Source organism: Streptomyces sp. NPDC046939, assembly GCF_040644575.1.
Classification (GTDB): domain Bacteria; phylum Actinomycetota; class Actinomycetes; order Streptomycetales; family Streptomycetaceae; genus Streptomyces.
Map to the genome: position 1 here is coordinate 43,684 of NZ_JBEYWV010000012.1, position 16,452 is coordinate 60,135.

The window sequence follows — 16,452 nt, forward strand, 5'->3', positions numbered from 1 at the left end:
TCTCACTGTGTAACTTCTCACGGATATCCATCGAGTGAATCCGGTAGTAGCCGAACTGCCGCGCTGCCTAGCCTGGTTGAGCTCACCAGGCCGGCTCCTCCCGGCACTCGCACGGAAGGACCCCATGTCCGTACAGACCACGACCCGCCGACGGCAACTCGGCGCCATGCTGCGCAAGCTGCGGGCCCGTAAGGGCCTGACGCTTGAGGAAGCGGGGCAGTTCGTCGGCGTTTCCAAGGCCACCGTCAGCCGGTACGAGACTCAGGCCGGGCCGGTCAAGTGGTTGGTGGTGGAGGGGCTTTGCAGGGCCTACGGGGCAACGGAAGCCGAGCAGAAGGCCATGGTCAGCCTCGCCAAAGACGCTAAGCAGCAGGGTTGGTGGAGTTCCTTCGCCGATTCGATCCCCGAGACCATGAACCTTCTGCTCACGCTCGAAGACGACGCGACCCGCGAGGATCACTTCGCCTGCGTGTACGTTCCGGGGCTGCTCCAGACGCGTGATTACAGCACCGCTCTGCAACGGGCCAACGAGGTTCGCCTCGCACCTGCGGAAATCGAACGGCTCGTGGACATCCGGATGAAGCGGCAGGAAATCTTGGACCGCCCCGAGCCGCCCCGGTTGTGGGCAATCCTGGACGAGTCCGTCATCCGAAGGGTCGTCGGGTCCCCCGCGGTCATGAAGGAACAGCTCGGTCGGCTCCTCGAAGCCAATGAAGCGCCCAACATCACCCTTCAGGTACTGCCCTTCTCCAAGGGCGCCCATGGGGCCGCTCTTGGCAGCTTCGTCATCATCGGCGGCACCGAGGCCGCGCTCGATGTCGTGTACGTCGACTTCCATACCGGCTCGCTGTTCCTGGAGAAGGACCAGGAGCTGGAGCGCTACCGGCTTGCCTTCGAGTACCTCCGCGCACAAGCGTTGGACGTGGAATCCTCGTCCTCCATGATCCATCGCGTGCGCAAGGAGCTGTGATGTCTGTTGAAGGCCGACGGTCCCCGTCTGTTGAAGCCACCGGACTTGCCTGGTTCAAGTCGTCGTACAGCGGTGCCAACACCACCGAGTGTGTGGAAGCCGCGTTCGTTGCCCAGGCCATACTCATCCGGGACTCCAAGAACCCTGACGGCCCGTATCTCAGAGTCGCGGGCCAGGCATGGACCGACTTTCTGCTGAGTCCGCGCCACATAGGCCCTGCGTGAGTCACGCCGCTCTACCGTGCGTGCGAGGCCGCGCCTAGGGTTCCGCGCATGACCACCTACCTGCAAGTTGCCACCGCCACCGCCACTCGGGATGAAGCGGTCCAGCTCGTTGAGGCTGTCGTGAGAGGGCGCTTGGCCGCTGGCGCCCAGGTCATCGGCCCAGTCGTCTCCGCCTTCTGGCACGACGGAGAGTTCGGCACGGGCGAGGAGTACCGCATTCTGCTCAAGACCCGCGCGGACAAGTACCCAGCGCTGGAAGCGTTCGTTCTGGAACATCACCCTTGGCAGCGGCCAGAGTTGAACGCCGTTGAGTTCGTCGAGACTTCTCCTTCGTTCCGAGAGTGGACCGACAAGACACTCGGCTAGACCTCCATCCGCTCCACAAGCTCATCTACCTCTGGCACACCTCGGTGGTCTAGGAGGGACGAAACGGTGGACTGCAGGCGCTGCCGGGGGCGCACCGACGCGACCCCGGCAGACAGATCCCATACCTGGCATGCCGTCGCGGCAGCCGCCTCGACCTCACCCGCCGCGAGGTAGGACTCCGCGAGCCACGACATGTACAGGGCTTTGTCTCGTGCGCGCGTGTCGTCAAAACGTGCCAATACGGATTCCAGTACAGGCACAGAGCGCAGGGGCCGCCGCAGCTCGGTCCAGCACCGGCCCTTCATGACTTCCAGCTCATCGCGGTCCACCCATGCCGCCCAGTCTGGTGCGGGGGCGCCACCCGTTTCCAGCAGAGCTTGCTCGGCCAGCTCTAGCGCGGTCTCGGTCTCCCGCGCTTGCCCGGCAACGGCACACGCCCACGCCCTGCGTTCCTGGAGCAGCGCCCGGACCCCGGCCGGTGCATGCGGTCCAGCGGTCCGGCATGACTCGGCGGCCATCGCCGCTGCCTTGGACCGGTCCGTTATGGCGTGCTGGTACGCCAGGAAGGCAAGAGCGTTGCCCGCCAGAGCATCATCCCCGGCAGCCTGAGCCGCCTTCTTGCTCGCTTCGTACAGGCCCTGGGCTTCGGCTTGCCGCCCGGAGTCGAACGCCGCCCAACCTGCCTGTTGTGCTTGTTCGGCGAGGACTCCGTTGAGGGCACGTCCGGTGGCTTCCGTATAGGCGTGGCCGCGTAGCAGGCCCCGCGTCATCTGGAACTCGCTGAGGTACATCTTGAAGGTGTCGCCTCCGCCGAGTACCTCATCGAGCTTCCGGAGCCGGACGGTGCGTTTGCGCAGCTGGTCAGGCAGCTTGGACGAGAGGTGACGTCCTGCTTCAAGCGGGGCGATGGCCGTCAGACCGCCCGTGGTCGCCCGGACGAAGTCCCTGCGTCTCACTGACGTTGCCCCATCCTGCCGTGTCCTGTCCGTCTCCCACTGACGGTCGGCGAGTCCCAGCAGACGCCCGGGGATGCGCAAGGCGTCCGCGATGATTGCGATCTTCTCGAAGCTAGTGACGCTTCCGATTCCCCTGGCCAAAGAGCCGACGCGTTCCGGCTTGATATCGCACTCCGACGCAAGCTTGGAATAGCTGATGCCCGCCCGGGAGCGGGCAAGACGGAACACCGTGCCGAAGTCATGGGAGCGGATCGCCGCCCGCATCTCCGGCAACTCCAGGACCACACCTGGCAAAGCAGTTGGTGGTCGGTACTCAGTCATCCGGTGCCCCGTCGCGCCTGCTAGTGCTGCTCAGTGTTCCTGTGAAGTGGTCGCGCAGCCTACCCATGAGGGGGATACCTCCGCCGGGGAAGCGCCTCAGCCTGTTGTAGCGCCAGAGTGACGGCACCAGCCAGACGACGAAAAGGAAGCGTCATGAGCACCCCTCCTGCTCCCGGTCCGGACCGTCCCGGCAGCCCACTCCCCCCGAAGAACGACAAGGAGCGCTAAATGAAACTCAGCAACGTCGCCATCAGCATGTCCGGCAAGCACGGCGGTGCGCCGGACGACAAGCCGTGGACACCGCCGCCGCAGCCGCCCAGCCCCGACGGGAGCCGACCGAAGTAGCGGGGCAATGGACGACTACCAAGAGATCAGTCGCAAGGAGCTCGAAGTCATGGGGGCCTTCCGGGCCCCCTGGCTTCGGCCGGCCTTCGATGCGGTCGACAGAGAAGCCTTCGCTCCTGTTCGGTTCTGGGGGTACGACACCGATGCCGAGGGGCTGCATCTTGTCATCGACAGGGACGTTGATGAAGAAGCCTGGCGGCGTGCCGTCTGGGATACGCATCGGTCGCTCATCATGCAGATGGATGACTCAGTGCTGCCGGAGCACGGGCCCGCGAAGGGCGTCTTCACGTCCTCCATCTCCGCCCTCGACATCGTCTTCGAGAAGCTGAACCAGCTTGATGTGCAACCTGGACAGCGGGTCCTTCACATCGGGACCGCGTCGGGGTACGACTCGGCCCTGTTGTGCGAGGGCGTCGGCAGCGAGAACGTCACGACGATCGAGTACGACGGCACCATGGCCGCACGCGGCGCCGCCAATCTGGAGGCGGCCGGGTATGCGCCCACCGTCCGCTGGGGTGACGGTCTGGGAGGTTGGGTGCACAACGCGCCCTACGACCGGATCATCGCGACGGCAGCGGTGCGCGGCATCCCCAAGGCGTGGCGGGACCAGGCCGCCGAGCAAGCGGTCATCCTGGCCCCGTACAACACCCTTTTCTGCACCGGTGGTCTCTTGAAGCTCACCGTGCGAGGCGGCGCGGCAACCGGTCGGTTCGTCGGTGGCGCCTGCTACATGTGGGTGCGTAGCCATCGGCCCGTCAATCAGCTCAGCCCGCCGGACGACAGTCGCAAGGACGCCTCGGTCATCGACCCCGACGAGGTCTTCGCGGGCGGGTGGGATCAGCAGTACGCCCTTGGGCTTCACCTGCCCGATGTCGCCTTCTCGCACAGGGGAAGCGGCGAGGAGCGGCAGGTTCAACTCTGGGACGCGGCCGGGACATCTGTCGCCGTGGTGAACTACAGCCAGTGGTGGCGACCCGGTGCGGTGACGCTCTACGGCCGCAGGAATCTGTGGGCCGAGCTGGTCGGTGTGTACGGGGCCTGGCGCCACTCCGGGCAACCGCACTACACGCGGTTCGGCCTGACCTTCGATGACTGCGGCGATCACCTGTGGCTTGACGAACCCTCCAACGTGCTCCGCTCCCATCGGAAGTAGCGCGGCTACGCGGGTGCCCCCGGTGCGAGTTCGTTGCCGGTCGTGGGGCCGGTGGGGCTTTGGGTCCGGCGCCTGCGCCGGTGGGGTGGTTGTGGAGGTTCGAGTCGGGTGCGGGCCGGTGGGTTTTTCTTGGGATGCGTGGCTGAGGGCGGTGGGAGCTGCTGTGCCCTGCCGCCCTTTCGGTGTTGGGTGACTGGCCGGTGGGGGCTGGCTTTCGTGGGTTGAGGTTTCGTTGGGGAAGGGGCGCGTGTCAGTTGTGCTGGGAACGTCCTTCGGTGTGCGGCGCCGCTTCCTGTGGTGGGGCGTGTGCGGGCTTCGTGGGGGTGGCGCGCGCAACTCTGGTTACGTGAAGTGTCGTTGGGGGCGTTGGCCAGAGTTTGCTTGGTTCGGTATGCGTGTGTCACTGTCCGCATACAGAGCTTTACTCACAGGTGACCCCCGCGAGGCTGCAACCTCCGGGGGCCCGGCACAAGGAGCAGGAACTCCCGATGCAGATTCATCGTATGCCTCGACATGAGCGGGGCTTCACCGTCATCGACAACAAGGCCCTTCGCGACCCACGTTTGTCCCATACTGCGCGCGGCATCCTCGTCTATGTCCTGTCGCTGCCCAGTGGTGCGAAGGTCAATGTCCGGACCCTCAGCGACATGTTTCCGCAAGGGCGGCTTGCTGTGTCCAAAGCCGTCAAGGAGCTGCGGGAGTTCGGGTATTGGGTGACTCGGACTGAGCGGGAGCCCCTTACCCGGCGGATCTTGTCGAGTGTCGATGTCTACGAGGTGCCCGGCACTAGCCCCAAGCCGGCTGCCCGTCAGCCGGTTGCCGGTGAGCCGGTTCCCGGGCGGGTGGGAACCGGGGACTCGGGCGCGTTTTCCCCTGGCGGGGACAACAACCCCTATGACCACGGGGAGAAGAACCCTCCCCTCCCTCCCGCGCAGGTCCCGCAGGCCCCGGCCGTCGGCGTGGAGGCGTACGACGATGAAAGCGCCCGTATTCTGCGGCGGCTCGGCGTCGTTGACTCGCGGCTTACGTTGAGCGAGCGCGGGGTGCGGGAGCTCGTGCCCGAGGTCAGGGTGTGGCTGGAGCGGGGGGCGTCCGCCGCCGAGGTGATCGATGCCGTCTCCGCCGGGCTGCCCGGAAAGGTGTACTCAGTCGTGCGGCTCGTCCGGGATCGGCTCACGCGCAAGCGGCCCGCGCGGAAGCGGGCCTGGCGGCGGGTCTTCGAGTGTCCGGTGTGCCGTGATCCGTTGCCTTGGGGGCAGGAGACGGGGGTGTGTCGATCTCAGGAGTGCAGTGATCCAGCCGGACCGCAGTGGGTCGGCGGGCCTTCAGCGAGGCTCCAGCCCGCGTGACTCAGGTCACGTACGCAGTCTCGTCACACTTTCCCGAGCCGCTCCGTCAGAGGGGTGTAACCACAAAGGAACGGCTCAGGGAGAGATCACCATGGAAGCTCGTCTCAACCTCTTCGGGAACGCGGTCGCGGGTAAGTTCATGCGGCACATCAACTCCGCCGGGAAGGTCCTCACCGACTCCGGGCTGCCGCACGCCACGCAGGAGCTCGTGAAGATCCGGGCCAGCCAGATCAACGGGTGCGGGTTCTGCACCGACATGCACACCAAGGACGCCGCTCACGCCGGGGAGACCGCGCAGCGCCTGAACCTCGTCGCCGCCTGGCGCGAGGCCACCGTCTTCACCGACGCCGAGCGTGCCGCCCTGGAGCTTGCCGAGGAGGGGACCCGGCTGGCCGACGCGGCCGGTGGTGTGAGCGAGGAGGTCTGGGCGAACGCCGCCAAGTACTACGACGAGGACCAGCTCGCCGCGCTCGTCTCGCTGATCGCGCTCATCAACGCGTACAACCGGCTCAACGTCATCGTTCAGCAGCCCGCCGGGGACTACCAGCCCGGCATGTTCGGCTGAGCCCCGATCAAGTACGGGCAGGTGAGGGTCAGGCTCGCCTCCCAGAGGCGGGCCGCCGTGCCCGGGTCCGTCATGTGCGGCCTGGGCTGTTCGAGGACCGGTGCCCCGCGCAGGCCGAACATGCGCGGGCCCCACATCTGGCCGCCCTCCGCCGCCGGGTCCAGGGCCGCGCGGACGATCGGCCATGCCCCGTGGTCCTTGCCCTGCACCATCGCCGCGGCCGGCAGGGCTCGTACGCGGGCGGCCGTCGAGCCGGTGTGGACGGGCGGGCGCGGCGGGGTCAGGGCGTCCAGTGCGCCGCCCGGGTGCGCGACCAGGCTGCGTACGGGGCTGGACGCCGCGCGCAGGCGGCGGTCGAGTTCGAAGGCGAACGACATCTGGGCCAATTTTGAGCGGCCGTACGTGCGCTTCGGCCGGTAGTCGCGCGTCGACTGGAGGTCGCTCAGGTCGAGCCGTTCCGAGCGGGCGGCGAAGCTGCCGACCGTCACCACGCGCGCGGCCGGGGCCGCCGTCAGGAGCGGGGCCAGCCAGTGGGTGAGGGCGAAGTGGCCCAGGTGGTTGGTGGCGAGCATGAGTTCGTGGCCGTCGTTCGTCTCGCGGCGGGGCGGGGCGTCCAGGGCGACGCCGGCGTTCGCGATCAGCGCGTCCAGGTGGTTCAGGCCGAGGTCCGCCAGGTGCCGGGGCGCCGATTCCAGTGATGCCAGGTCGGCCAGGTCCAGGGGTATGTGGCGCAGCCTGGCCTGCGGTACGCGGGCCCGTATCGCGGTCGTCGCCGCCTCCGCCTTGCGGGCGGTTCTGCTGCCCAGGATGACGAGTGCGCCGGTCGCGGCCAGTTGCTCCGCCACGAAGTAGCCGATCCCCGCGTTGCCGCCGGTGATGAGGAAGGAACGGTTCGGCGCGGGGGGCAGGGCGTTGACGTTCCAGTGGGGCTCGGCGGGGGTGGGCTTCGGCACGGCAACTCCTTGACCAACGGATCAGTGATGCCTCATCCTCAGCGCGTTCGCCGACATATCGGCGACAGTTCGGTCAGCGGTGCCTATAGAACGCCGACAGCCAACGCGCGCCGGGCGGGCGGAACCCACCGAACCCCCACATCTCCCCCGCCCGGGCCTCGGCGTAGCCTCACGAACAACAGACCGACCGAGGAGAATCCATGGCCCGCTCCCTTCCCACCGCCCCCATCGCCGCCGCCGGTCTCGTCGGTGGGTATGCCACCGCCCGTTTCACCAAGAAGCGGCCGCTGGGCGGCGTCGTGCTCGCCGCCGCCGGGGCCGCCGCCGCGACGCGGTGGAAGCGGGCCGCGGGCGGGCCGGTCGCGGGGGCGCTGACCGGGGCGTACGTCGCCGCGTTCGCCGGGTCGCACCCGCTGGCCAAGAAGGTCGGGGCCTGGCCGGCCGTCCTCGGGGTGGCCGGGGTCGTGGCCGCCGCGTCGTACGTGCTCGTGGACCGGCGGGGCGCCTGAGCGGCGGCGCCCTTCAGCAGCCCGGACCCGCGGGCGTACGGCTCACCCGCCCACAGGCGTGTGCGCCACCACGTTCACCACCTTCCCCTGCGGGTCCCGTACGAAGAAGCGGCGGACGCCCCACGTCTCGTCCTGGAGTTCGCGGACGATGTCGGCGCCCGCCGCGACCATCGCCGCGTACGCCGCGTCGACGTCGCTGACCTCGACGCTCATGTCGGGGACGACGAGCGCGGGGCCGCCCTGCTCGACGAAGTTGATCTGGGCCGTCGGCTGGGCGGGGGACGCCATCGTCATGACCCAGCCGAGGTCCATGACCTCCTCGAAGCCGAGCGCGCCGTAGAAGGCGCGGTTGGCCGCGAGGGACTCCTCGCCGTCCACGGCCACGTTGGGTACGGCCCTGCGCGCCTCGTTCATGGGGGCTTCGCCCACCGGCTCCATCGGCGCCTCGTTCATATCGGTCATGCGGTTCATCGTCCCCGTAACGTCGCCCGGTACGCCCCCGGCGACACACCCAGCGCCCCCAGGAAATGGTGGGCGGGGCCAGGGGACGCGCCCCGGCCCCCGCCTCGCGTCACACCGCCGACAGCGGACGCGCCACGTCCTCCAGGGAGCGGTTCTCCGCCCGCACGGCGAAGAAGACCGCCACCAGGCCCGCCAGGCACATCAGGGACGCGCCGATCTGGAAGGCGAGGACGGTGTCGCCGACCTTTCCGCTCTCGGTGAGGTCGGCGAAGATCAGCGGGCCGCTGATGCCGCCGGCCGCGGTGCCGACCGCGTAGAAGAAGGCGATGGCCATGGCGCGGGTCTCCATGGGGAAGATCTCGGAGACCGTCAGATACGCGCTGGAGGCGCCCGCCGAGGCGAAGAAGAGGACCACCGACCAGCAGGCGGTGAGCGTCGTCGCGCTCAGCGAGCCGCGGTCGAACAGCCAGGCCGTGCCGAACAGCAGCACGCCGGAGAGCAGATACGTCGACGAGATCATGATGCGGCGGCCGACCGTGTCGAAGAGCTTGCCGAGGAGCAGCGGGCCCATGAAGTTACCGGCGGCGATGACCGCGAAGTAGTAGCCGGTCGAACCGGTCGGCACGTCGAAGAACGTGGTGAGGATGGCACCGAAGCCGAAGGTCACCGCGTTGTAGAGGAACGCCTGTCCGATGAAGAGGGCGAGGCCGAGCGTGGCGCGGCGCGGGTACTTGGTGAAGACCGTACGGGCGATCTCGCCGAAGCCGATGCTCTTGCGCTGGCGGATGGTGATCTCGCCCTCGGGCTCCGGGAGCGCGTCCCCGCCGTGTTGTGCGCGCACCTTCTCCTCGACGTCCGAGACGAGCGCTTCGGCCTCCTCTCCCCTGCCGTGGATGAACAGCCAGCGGGGGGATTCGGGGACGTTGCGCCGGACGAGGAGGATGACCAGGCCGAGGACGACGCCGAGGCCGAAGGTGAGGCGCCAGCCGACGTTCGCGGGGAACAGGTCCGTGTCGAGCGCGACGATCGACAGGAGGGAGCCGCCGATCGCGCCGAGCCAGAAGCTGCCGTTGATCATCAGGTCGACGCGGCCGCGGAAGCGGGAGGGGATGAGTTCGTCGATCGCGGAGTTGATGGCCGCGTACTCGCCGCCGATGCCGAAGCCCGTGAGGAAGCGGAAGACGAAGAACCACCAGGTGGAGAAGGAGAGGGCGGTGAGGGCCGTCGCCAGGAGGTAGACCGCGAGGGTGAGCAGGAACAGCTTCTTGCGGCCGAAGCGGTCGGTGAGCCAGCCGAAGAAGAGGGCGCCGGAACAGGCGCCCGCGACGTAGAGGGCGGCGGCGACGCCGGTGACCTGCGCCGACGAGATCGGCAGGCCGCTGCCGGACTCGGAGAGGCGGCCCGCGATGTTGCCGACGACGGTGACTTCGAGGCCGTCCAGGATCCAGACGGTGCCGAGGCCGATGACGATCGTCCAGTGCCAGCGGGACCAGGGCAGGCGGTCGAGGCGGGCGGGGACGGCTGTGCTGACGGTGCCGGTGCCGGTCGCCGGTGGGCCGGGTTCTTGGTGCTTCAGGGACATGTACGCCCTCCTCGTTGAGGGGATTGACCTCGTACATGTGCCCCGTCAGGCGCCCGGCATCACGGTCACCGCCGCGGGGCTCCGCCCCGGACCCCGCTCCTCAAACGCCGGAGGGGCTGATGCAAAGCGGGGCTTGATCCGGTTACGCCCCAAAAGCTCGCGAGACCGTGTAGATCAGAAGCCCCGCCAGTGATCCCACCACCGTGCCGTTGATCCGGATGAACTGGAGGTCGCGGCCGATGTGGGCCTCGATCTTGCGGGAGGTGTGCTCGGCGTCCCAGCCGGCGACGGTGTCGGTGATCAGGGAGGTGATCTCGGCGCGGTACGTCGTCACGACGTAGACGGCGGCACCCTCCACCCAGCCGTCGACCTTCGCCTGCACCTTCGGGTCGGTCGCCATGCGCTGTCCGAGGGAGAGCAGCGAGGCCCGCACGCGCAGCCGCAGTTCGCTGCGCTCGTCCTCGGCGGCGGCCACGATCATCGAGCGGACCGCCGACCAGGTGGAGGCGATGAGGTCCTGCACCTCGGGGCGGGCGATGACCTCGGACTTCAGGCGTTCGATCCGGGTCCGGGTGTCGGTGTCGGACTGGAGGTCGCCCGCGAAGTCCTTCAGGAAGCGGTCGACGGCGCCGCGCGCCGGGTGCTCGGGCATGTCCCGCATCTCGGTGACGAAGCGGAGCAGCTCCTTGTAGACGCGTTCGCCGACGCGCTTGTCGACGAAGCGGGGGGTCCAGCCGGGGGCGCCGCCCTGCACCGCGTCCATGACGGAGTCGGAGTGCAGGACCAGCCAGTCGTGGGCGCGGGCGCACACGAGGTCGACGACGCGCTTGTGGCCGCCGTCGGCGACGACCTTCTCCAGCATCTTGCCGATGCCGGGCGCGATCTCGGCGTTGTCGGCGCGGCGCGTGATGGCCTCACCGACGACGGCCTGGACGTCGGAGTCGCGCAGGACGGTGAGGGCGCCGCGCAGCGCCGTCGCCAGTTCGGCCGTCACCCGGTCGGCGTGGGCGGGCTCCGCCAGCCAGGCGCCGAGCCGGGAGCCGATGCCGACGGCGCGCAGCCGGTCGCGGACGACGTCGCCGGAGAGGAAGTTCTCGCCGACGAACTCGCCGAGGGAGACGCCGAGCTGGTCCTTCTTGGTGGGGATGATCGCGGTGTGCGGGATGGGCAGGCCGAGGGGGTGGCGGAAGAGGGCGGTGACGGCGAACCAGTCGGCGAGGGCGCCGACCATGCCGGCCTCGGCGGCGGCCGCGACGTAACCGGCCCAGGCGCCCGCCCCGGAGTGCTCCGCCCACGTCGCCAGTACGTAGACGAGCGCGACCAGGGCGAGGAGGCCGGTCGCCGTCAGCTTCATGCGGCGCACGCCGCGCTGCTTCTCCTCGTCGGCGGCGCTGAACTCGCCGGTGAAGCGGCGGGGGGCGCGCGGCCGGGCGGTGGACGGCGGGGCCGGGTCGGGTTGGCCCGGGGCTGGTCGGGCATACTGCCCGGTGACCGTTTGACCCGACTTACCCGTTTTCTCCACAGTGGCTCCGCCCTGCTCGTCCGCGTCCTCGCCCGCGCCCGTCCCGCTCATCGTCGACTCCACATCGTCTGTCATTCCCCTCACACATTGTCCCTTTCCGACCTACTACTGGAACAAAGCGAGAGTTCCCGGCGTCTGAGGGAACGGCGGGGGGCAGTGTCGGCCTCAGCCCGCCCCATGACGCATCATGGGTTCATCACACCGGAGCCCGGCGGCTCCCCCTGCTCGAGGAGACACACACCGCATGACCAGGCGTCACGGTTATGCCTTGTTGGCCGCGCTCATCGCGGTCGTCATCGTGATCTCGTCCGCCATATACGTCGGTTTCTCCGGCGTCCCGCGCGGCGACGAAAGCTCCGTGCAGGCGGGTGGCGCCCGTCCGCACGGCTCCGCCGCACCCGCCTCGACCGGCACGTGGGTCGGCACCTGGTCCGCGTCCCCGGCGGGGGCCGAGCCGGGCACGGAAGAGGCCGGGTACTTCGGCCGTTCCCTGCGCAACATCGTGCACACCAGCGTCGGCGGCACCGGCGCCCGCATCACCCTCTCCAACCTGTACGGGCAGCAGCCCCTCAGCATCACCCACGCCTCCCTCGCGGTCGCCTCCGCGCCGGGCAGCCCGACGGCGCTGGACGGGACGGTGCGACGGCTCACGTTCGCCGGAAGCACCTCCGTCGTCATCCCGGCCGGCCGACAGGTCATCAGCGACCCCGCCCGCCTGCCCGTGCCGCGCGACGCCGACATGCTCGTCACCACCTACTCGCCGACGCCGTCCGGCCCCGTCACCTACCACCCGCAGGCCCGGCAGATCTCGTACGTGGCCCAGGGCGACCGCACCGAGGACCCGAGCGGCGCGCGGTACACCGAGCAGAGCCCGTACTGGCGGTACCTGACCGCGCTCGACGTGCTCAGCAATGACGCCGAGGGCACCGTCGTCGTCCTCGGCGACTCGCTCACCGACGGCATCACCTCCACGATGGGCGCGAACGTGCGGTGGCCGGACGTCCTCGCCGACCGGCTGCGCACCGAACCGGGTGCCCCGCGCTACGGCGTCGTGAACCAGGGCATCAGCGGCAACCGCGTCCTGTCCGACGGGCTCGGCCGCCCCGCCAACAACCCGAGCGGCCTGTCCCGCTTCGGCCGTGACGTGCTCGGCCGCGCCGGGGCCCGCGCCGTCGTCATCGACCTCGGCATCAACGACATCCTGCGCAACCCGCACGTCACCGACCCCGACGAGATCCTCGGCGGCCTGCGCGAGCTGACCCGCCAGGCCCACACGCGGGGCCTGCGCGTCATCGGCGCGACCCTCATGCCGTTCCAGGGCCACCGCGGCTACGAGCCCCACCTCGAAGCCGTCCGCCAGGGCGTGAACGCGGCGATCCGCTCCGGCGAGGTCTTCGACGCCCACGTCGACTTCGACAAGGCCCTGCGCGACCCGTACAACCCGCGCAAGCTCCTGCCCCGCTACGACTCGGGCGACCATCTGCACCCGAGCGACGCCGGGTACGCCCGGATGGCGGAGGCGCTGGACCTGTCGGCCCTCAAGGGGTCCACGGGCGCCGAGCTCTAACCCGCCGCGCCGGGGCCCGGTGCAGGCCGGGCCCCGTCAGTCCCGGCCCCGGTGACGGTCCCGCCGCTCCCGCCGCTCCTCCAGGCGGTCCAGGTGGTCCTCGGCGCGGCGGCGGTGGCGGTCCATGCGGTCGGCGTGCGGGCCGTAGTGGCGGTCGCGGCGGGACTCCAGCTCCTCGCGGCGCTCCGCCTTGCGCTCCAGCTTCTCGCGGCGGCGCTCCTCCTTGCGGCGCTGCTGCTCCGCGCGCGTGAGCTTGCGGTCGACGCCGACGCCGCCCCAGAACGCGAACCCGGTCAGCACCACGCGCGGCGCTCCGGGATCGCCGGGCACGCCCTCCTGGCCGTGGTCGAAGCCGCCCATGATGCCGATGCCGCGGACGACGACCTCGACGCCGGGCGGCACCACCACGTTGACCCCGCCCATGATCGCGACGCAGTTGACGACGACCTCGCCCGCCTCGAAGTTCGCCTCGCGCAGGTCGATCTCGCCGCCGCCCCAGAAGGCGAAGCAGGTGAAGCGGCGCGGCGCCGTCCAGCGCCCCTTGCGCTGAAACCCGGAGAGGATGCCGACGCCCCACGTGGAGGTCGCCTCGCCGCCGATCCGCGCGGGCCAGTCCACGGCGCCCTCGGGCAGCGGCTCCTTGACCAGGTTCACCGGGGCGGCGACCCCGGCCCCGGGCAGGTCGTGGGTGATCGGCTCCAGCTCCCCGTACGTACGCGCCTTGTACGTCGCCTCCAGCCGCTCCCCGAACTCCTCCATGTCGAGCCGCCCCTCGGCGAGCGCGTCCCGCAGCCGCTCGGCGACCTGCTCGCGGTCGGCGTCGGAGGCCCGCAGATCGGGCGCGGCGGGCGGCTTCGCACGCTCGGGCAGCGATTCGTCGGTCATACGTCTCAGCCTACGGGCGCGGGCCCGTCACGGAAGCGTCCCTGGCGTACATCCGTGCGATCACGGCCTCGATGTCGGGCTCCCGCACCGAGAGGTCGACGAGCGGGCAGCGCTGGGCGATCGCGGCGACGAGCGGCGCCGCCGACCGGTCCGCCGGGAACGCCAGCCACTGCCGGGCCCCCTCCACCTTCACGACCCGCGCGAACTCGACCTCCAGGGGCGGCAGTTCGCGCTCCAGGTCGACGATGAGGGTCCGCTCGACCGCGCCGCCGCCGGCCGCCTGGTGCAGCCCCTCCAGCTCACCGTCGTACATGAGCCGCCCGTGGTCGATGACCATGACGCGGCGGCACAACTGCTCGATGTCGGTGAGGTCATGGGTGGTCAGGAGGACGGTGGTGCCCTTCTCGGCGTTCAGGTCCCGCAGGAAGGCGCGCACTTTGACCTTAGAGACGACGTCGAGGCCGATGGTCGGCTCGTCCAGGTACAGCACCTCGGGGTCGTGGAGCAGCGCCGCCGCGATGTCGCCGCGCATCCGCTGACCCAGCGACAACTGCCGTACGGGGACCTCCAACAGGTCGGCCAGTTCGAGCAGTTCGACGCAGCGGGCCAGGTTCTCCTCGTACCGCGCGTCCGGGATCCGGTACATGCGGCGCATCAGCCGGTAGGAGTCGATCAGCGGCAGGTCCCACCACAGCGTCGTCCGCTGCCCGAACACGACCCCTATGCGGTGCGCGAGGCGCTGGCGTTCGCGCGACGGGTCGATACCGGCCACCCGCAGCCGCCCCGCGCTCGGCGTCAGGATGCCGGTCAGCATCTTGATCGTGGTCGACTTCCCGGCCCCGTTCGGCCCGATGTAGCCGACCATCTCGCCGCGCGGCACCGTGAAGCTCAGCGAGTCGACGGCCCGCACGGTGCGCCGCTCGCGCCGCATGAAGCCCGCCTTGCGGCGTACGTCGAAGACCTTCTCCACGCCGTCCACCTCGATGAACGCCTCGTCGTCCGTCACCCTGCCACCCTTCGACTTCAGCTTCCGGTACTGCGGTACGCGCGCAGCGCCCCGCGCCACGCGAACCCGGCCGCCCCCAGGCAGAGGGCGGCGACGAGCGGCGGCGCGAACGCGCACCACCGCGGCAGGTCGAGCGGGTAGGGGCGGCCGAGGATGTAGAGCGCGGGCACCCAGTTCACGAAGGCCAGCGGCAGGACGAAGGTGACGCCGCGCAGCAGGTTGTCGCCGAAGACGGTCGGTGGGTAGGACAGCATGGCGTTGCCGCCGAACGTCGCCGCGTTCTGCACCTCCGCCGCGTCCTGCGCCACGATCTGGAAGGCCGCGCCCGCCATGAACACGGCGGAGAAGATCCCGGCGCCGCTGACCACGAGGACGGGGACGAGGAGCGCCTTCAGCGGGGTCCAGGCCACGTCCAGGGCGAGCAGCGCCCACACCGTCACGAGGACGCCCTGCGTGACCCGGCCGAGGCGGCGCAGCGCGAACCGGTCCGCGCCGAGCTGGGCGAGGACGGGCGCGGGCCGGACCAGGAACGCGTCGAGGGTGCCGTCGCGGACCCGGTCGCCGAGCCGGCCGAGGGACCCGGCGAGCAGGTCCGCGAGCCCGAAGGCGGCGCCCGCGGTCCCGTACAGGAAGGCGATCTCGGGCAGGGTGTAGCCGCCGAGCCGGTCCACCTGCGAGAACATCAGCAGGATGCCGACGAACTCCAGGCCGGTCAGGGCGAAGTTGCCGAAGGCCGTCATGAGGAAGGAGGCGCGGTAGGCCATCGTGGAGCGGATCCACATGGCGGCGATCAGACGGAAGGCGCGCACACCGTCCCGCACCCGGCCGCTCTGCGCGATGCGCGTGTCAGCCACCTTGCACCACCACCCGTCGTGTCGCCGTCGCCTGGAGGAGGCGTCCCACGGCGAGCAGCGCGGCGGCCCACACCGCCTGGAACAGCCAGCTGCCGAGCACCCCGCGCCCGCCGTGCGTGCCCATCAGGACGTCGGCGGGCACCTGGAGCAGCGCCGACCAGGGCAGGAGGCGGGCGATGTCGCCGATGGCGCCGGGGAAGACGTTGAGCGGGAGCAGCATCCCGCAGAAGAACGTGGCGGTGATGCCGTACATCTGGGCGACACCGCTGACGTCCATGAGCCAGAACGCGGACATCGCCACGAGGTAGCGCAGGGCGAAGCTGACGAGGATGCCGAGGACGACCGAGACGAGGAAGGCGAGCCAGGTCCCCGCGTCGGCGGGCAGCGCCAGGTCGAAGACGAGGGCGCCGATCGCCATGGGGACGACACCGCGCCCGAGCAACTGGAACGCGGCGCGTCCGAGGTCCTGCGCCAGCCACCAGCACTGCAGATCGGCCGGGCGGTAGAGGTCGACGGCGATGTCACCGGTGCGGATCCGCGCCGCCAGCTCGGCCTCGAACCCGGAGGGCACGCCGAGCATCATCACGGAGAACATGGCCTGCCCGACCCAGACGAAGGTGAGCGCCTGCGCCTGGTCGTAGCCGCCGAGGTGCGGTCGCTCGTCCCACAGGGCGATGTAGGTGCAGGCGATGATCAGCCCGAAGACGGTGTTGGTGAAGACCCCGGCGAAGGTCGCCCCGCGATAGGTGGCGTAGCGCCGGAACGCCCCGGCGGCGACGGCGGCGTACAGCCGTACTGCGTGCACCTCGCCCCCTCGGATTCGGCCGAAGCGCAGGAGCTTAGTCCAGCGCGGGCTCCGCCTG

At 70.0% G+C, this 16,452-nt stretch carries 17 protein-coding genes; 8 read left to right on the forward strand and 9 right to left on the reverse strand.

Going from position 1 to position 16,452, the window contains the following annotated elements; genetic code table 11:
• The first annotated feature begins 124 nt into the window (after positions 1 to 124).
• From ABZ877_RS15260 to cutA, 3 genes are read left to right on the forward strand one after another with little or no spacing between them, the layout of a single operon-like run.
• On the forward strand, positions 125 to 970 hold the full coding sequence (locus ABZ877_RS15260; RefSeq protein WP_361070122.1) for a helix-turn-helix transcriptional regulator: 846 nt from the start codon (positions 125 to 127) through the stop codon (positions 968 to 970).
• The gene (locus tag ABZ877_RS15265) at positions 970 to 1,194 is read left to right on the forward strand and encodes a DUF397 domain-containing protein (RefSeq protein WP_361070124.1); all 225 of its coding nucleotides are present in this window, start codon (positions 970 to 972) and stop codon (positions 1,192 to 1,194) included. Before ABZ877_RS15260 ends, ABZ877_RS15265 begins: the two co-directional genes overlap by 1 nt.
• A gap of 48 nt (positions 1,195 to 1,242) precedes the next feature.
• Positions 1,243 to 1,560, forward strand: a complete 318-nt coding sequence (cutA, locus tag ABZ877_RS15270) for a divalent-cation tolerance protein CutA (RefSeq protein WP_361070127.1) — start codon at positions 1,243 to 1,245, stop codon at positions 1,558 to 1,560.
• Here cutA and ABZ877_RS15275 read toward each other — a convergent pair.
• Positions 1,557 to 2,837: a helix-turn-helix transcriptional regulator gene (locus ABZ877_RS15275; protein ID WP_361070130.1), complete on the reverse strand. Its 1,281-nt coding sequence runs from the start codon at positions 2,835 to 2,837 to the stop codon at positions 1,557 to 1,559. The genes cutA and ABZ877_RS15275 overlap by 4 nt on opposite strands.
• 352 nt (positions 2,838 to 3,189) lie before the next feature.
• Between ABZ877_RS15275 and ABZ877_RS15280 the strand changes: the two genes are divergently transcribed.
• From ABZ877_RS15280 to ABZ877_RS15290, 3 genes are all read left to right on the forward strand, one after another.
• Positions 3,190 to 4,335 (forward strand): protein-L-isoaspartate O-methyltransferase, encoded by a 1,146-nt coding sequence (locus ABZ877_RS15280; RefSeq protein WP_361070133.1) that lies wholly within the window; start codon positions 3,190 to 3,192, stop codon positions 4,333 to 4,335.
• Positions 4,336 to 4,823: 488 nt separating this feature from the next.
• Positions 4,824 to 5,684: a hypothetical protein gene (locus ABZ877_RS15285; protein WP_361070136.1), complete on the forward strand. Its 861-nt coding sequence runs from the start codon at positions 4,824 to 4,826 to the stop codon at positions 5,682 to 5,684.
• A gap of 91 nt (positions 5,685 to 5,775) precedes the next feature.
• Positions 5,776 to 6,249 carry a carboxymuconolactone decarboxylase family protein gene (locus tag ABZ877_RS15290; RefSeq protein WP_361070138.1) on the forward strand — a complete coding sequence of 158 codons (474 nt, stop codon included), beginning with the start codon at positions 5,776 to 5,778 and terminating at the stop codon, positions 6,247 to 6,249.
• Here the strand turns inward: ABZ877_RS15290 and ABZ877_RS15295 are convergent.
• Positions 6,225 to 7,202 (reverse strand): SDR family NAD(P)-dependent oxidoreductase, encoded by a 978-nt coding sequence (locus ABZ877_RS15295; protein WP_361070141.1) that lies wholly within the window; start codon positions 7,200 to 7,202, stop codon positions 6,225 to 6,227. The genes ABZ877_RS15290 and ABZ877_RS15295 overlap by 25 nt on opposite strands.
• 200 nt (positions 7,203 to 7,402) lie before the next feature.
• Here ABZ877_RS15295 and ABZ877_RS15300 point away from each other — a divergent pair, with 200 nt between their 5' ends.
• Complete coding sequence (locus ABZ877_RS15300; protein WP_361070143.1) at positions 7,403 to 7,711, forward strand: hypothetical protein; 309 nt, start codon at positions 7,403 to 7,405, stop codon at positions 7,709 to 7,711.
• 42 nt (positions 7,712 to 7,753) lie between these two features.
• On the opposite strand, the gene ABZ877_RS15305 is transcribed toward ABZ877_RS15300, so the two are convergent.
• From ABZ877_RS15305 to ABZ877_RS15315, 3 genes are all read right to left on the reverse strand, one after another.
• Positions 7,754 to 8,164 (reverse strand): VOC family protein, encoded by a 411-nt coding sequence (locus ABZ877_RS15305; RefSeq protein ID WP_361070495.1) that lies wholly within the window; start codon positions 8,162 to 8,164, stop codon positions 7,754 to 7,756.
• Positions 8,165 to 8,282: 118 nt separating this feature from the next.
• Positions 8,283 to 9,755 carry an MFS transporter gene (locus tag ABZ877_RS15310; protein WP_361070146.1) on the reverse strand — a complete coding sequence of 491 codons (1,473 nt, stop codon included), beginning with the start codon at positions 9,753 to 9,755 and terminating at the stop codon, positions 8,283 to 8,285.
• A 142-nt stretch (positions 9,756 to 9,897) separates the two neighbouring features.
• Complete coding sequence (locus tag ABZ877_RS15315; RefSeq protein WP_361070498.1) at positions 9,898 to 11,109, reverse strand: DUF445 domain-containing protein; 1,212 nt, start codon at positions 11,107 to 11,109, stop codon at positions 9,898 to 9,900.
• Positions 11,110 to 11,521: 412 nt separating this feature from the next.
• On the opposite strand from ABZ877_RS15315, the gene ABZ877_RS15320 reads away from it, so the two are divergent.
• Positions 11,522 to 12,844, forward strand: a complete 1,323-nt coding sequence (locus ABZ877_RS15320; protein ID WP_361070149.1) for an SGNH/GDSL hydrolase family protein — start codon at positions 11,522 to 11,524, stop codon at positions 12,842 to 12,844.
• 36 nt (positions 12,845 to 12,880) lie between these two features.
• Here ABZ877_RS15320 and ABZ877_RS15325 read toward each other — a convergent pair whose 3' ends face one another.
• The 4 genes from ABZ877_RS15325 to ABZ877_RS15340 form a co-directional block, all read right to left on the reverse strand.
• Positions 12,881 to 13,729, reverse strand: coding sequence for a DUF1707 domain-containing protein (locus ABZ877_RS15325; protein WP_361070151.1), 849 nt, complete (start codon positions 13,727 to 13,729; stop codon positions 12,881 to 12,883).
• Between the two features lie 10 nt (positions 13,730 to 13,739).
• Positions 13,740 to 14,735 carry an ATP-binding cassette domain-containing protein gene (locus tag ABZ877_RS15330; protein ID WP_361070154.1) on the reverse strand — a complete coding sequence of 332 codons (996 nt, stop codon included), beginning with the start codon at positions 14,733 to 14,735 and terminating at the stop codon, positions 13,740 to 13,742.
• Between the two features lie 17 nt (positions 14,736 to 14,752).
• Positions 14,753 to 15,517: an ABC transporter permease gene (locus ABZ877_RS15335; RefSeq protein WP_361070500.1), complete on the reverse strand. Its 765-nt coding sequence runs from the start codon at positions 15,515 to 15,517 to the stop codon at positions 14,753 to 14,755.
• 64 nt (positions 15,518 to 15,581) lie between these two features.
• Complete coding sequence (locus ABZ877_RS15340; protein ID WP_361070157.1) at positions 15,582 to 16,394, reverse strand: ABC-2 family transporter protein; 813 nt, start codon at positions 16,392 to 16,394, stop codon at positions 15,582 to 15,584.
• Positions 16,395 to 16,452: the final 58 nt, after the last annotated feature.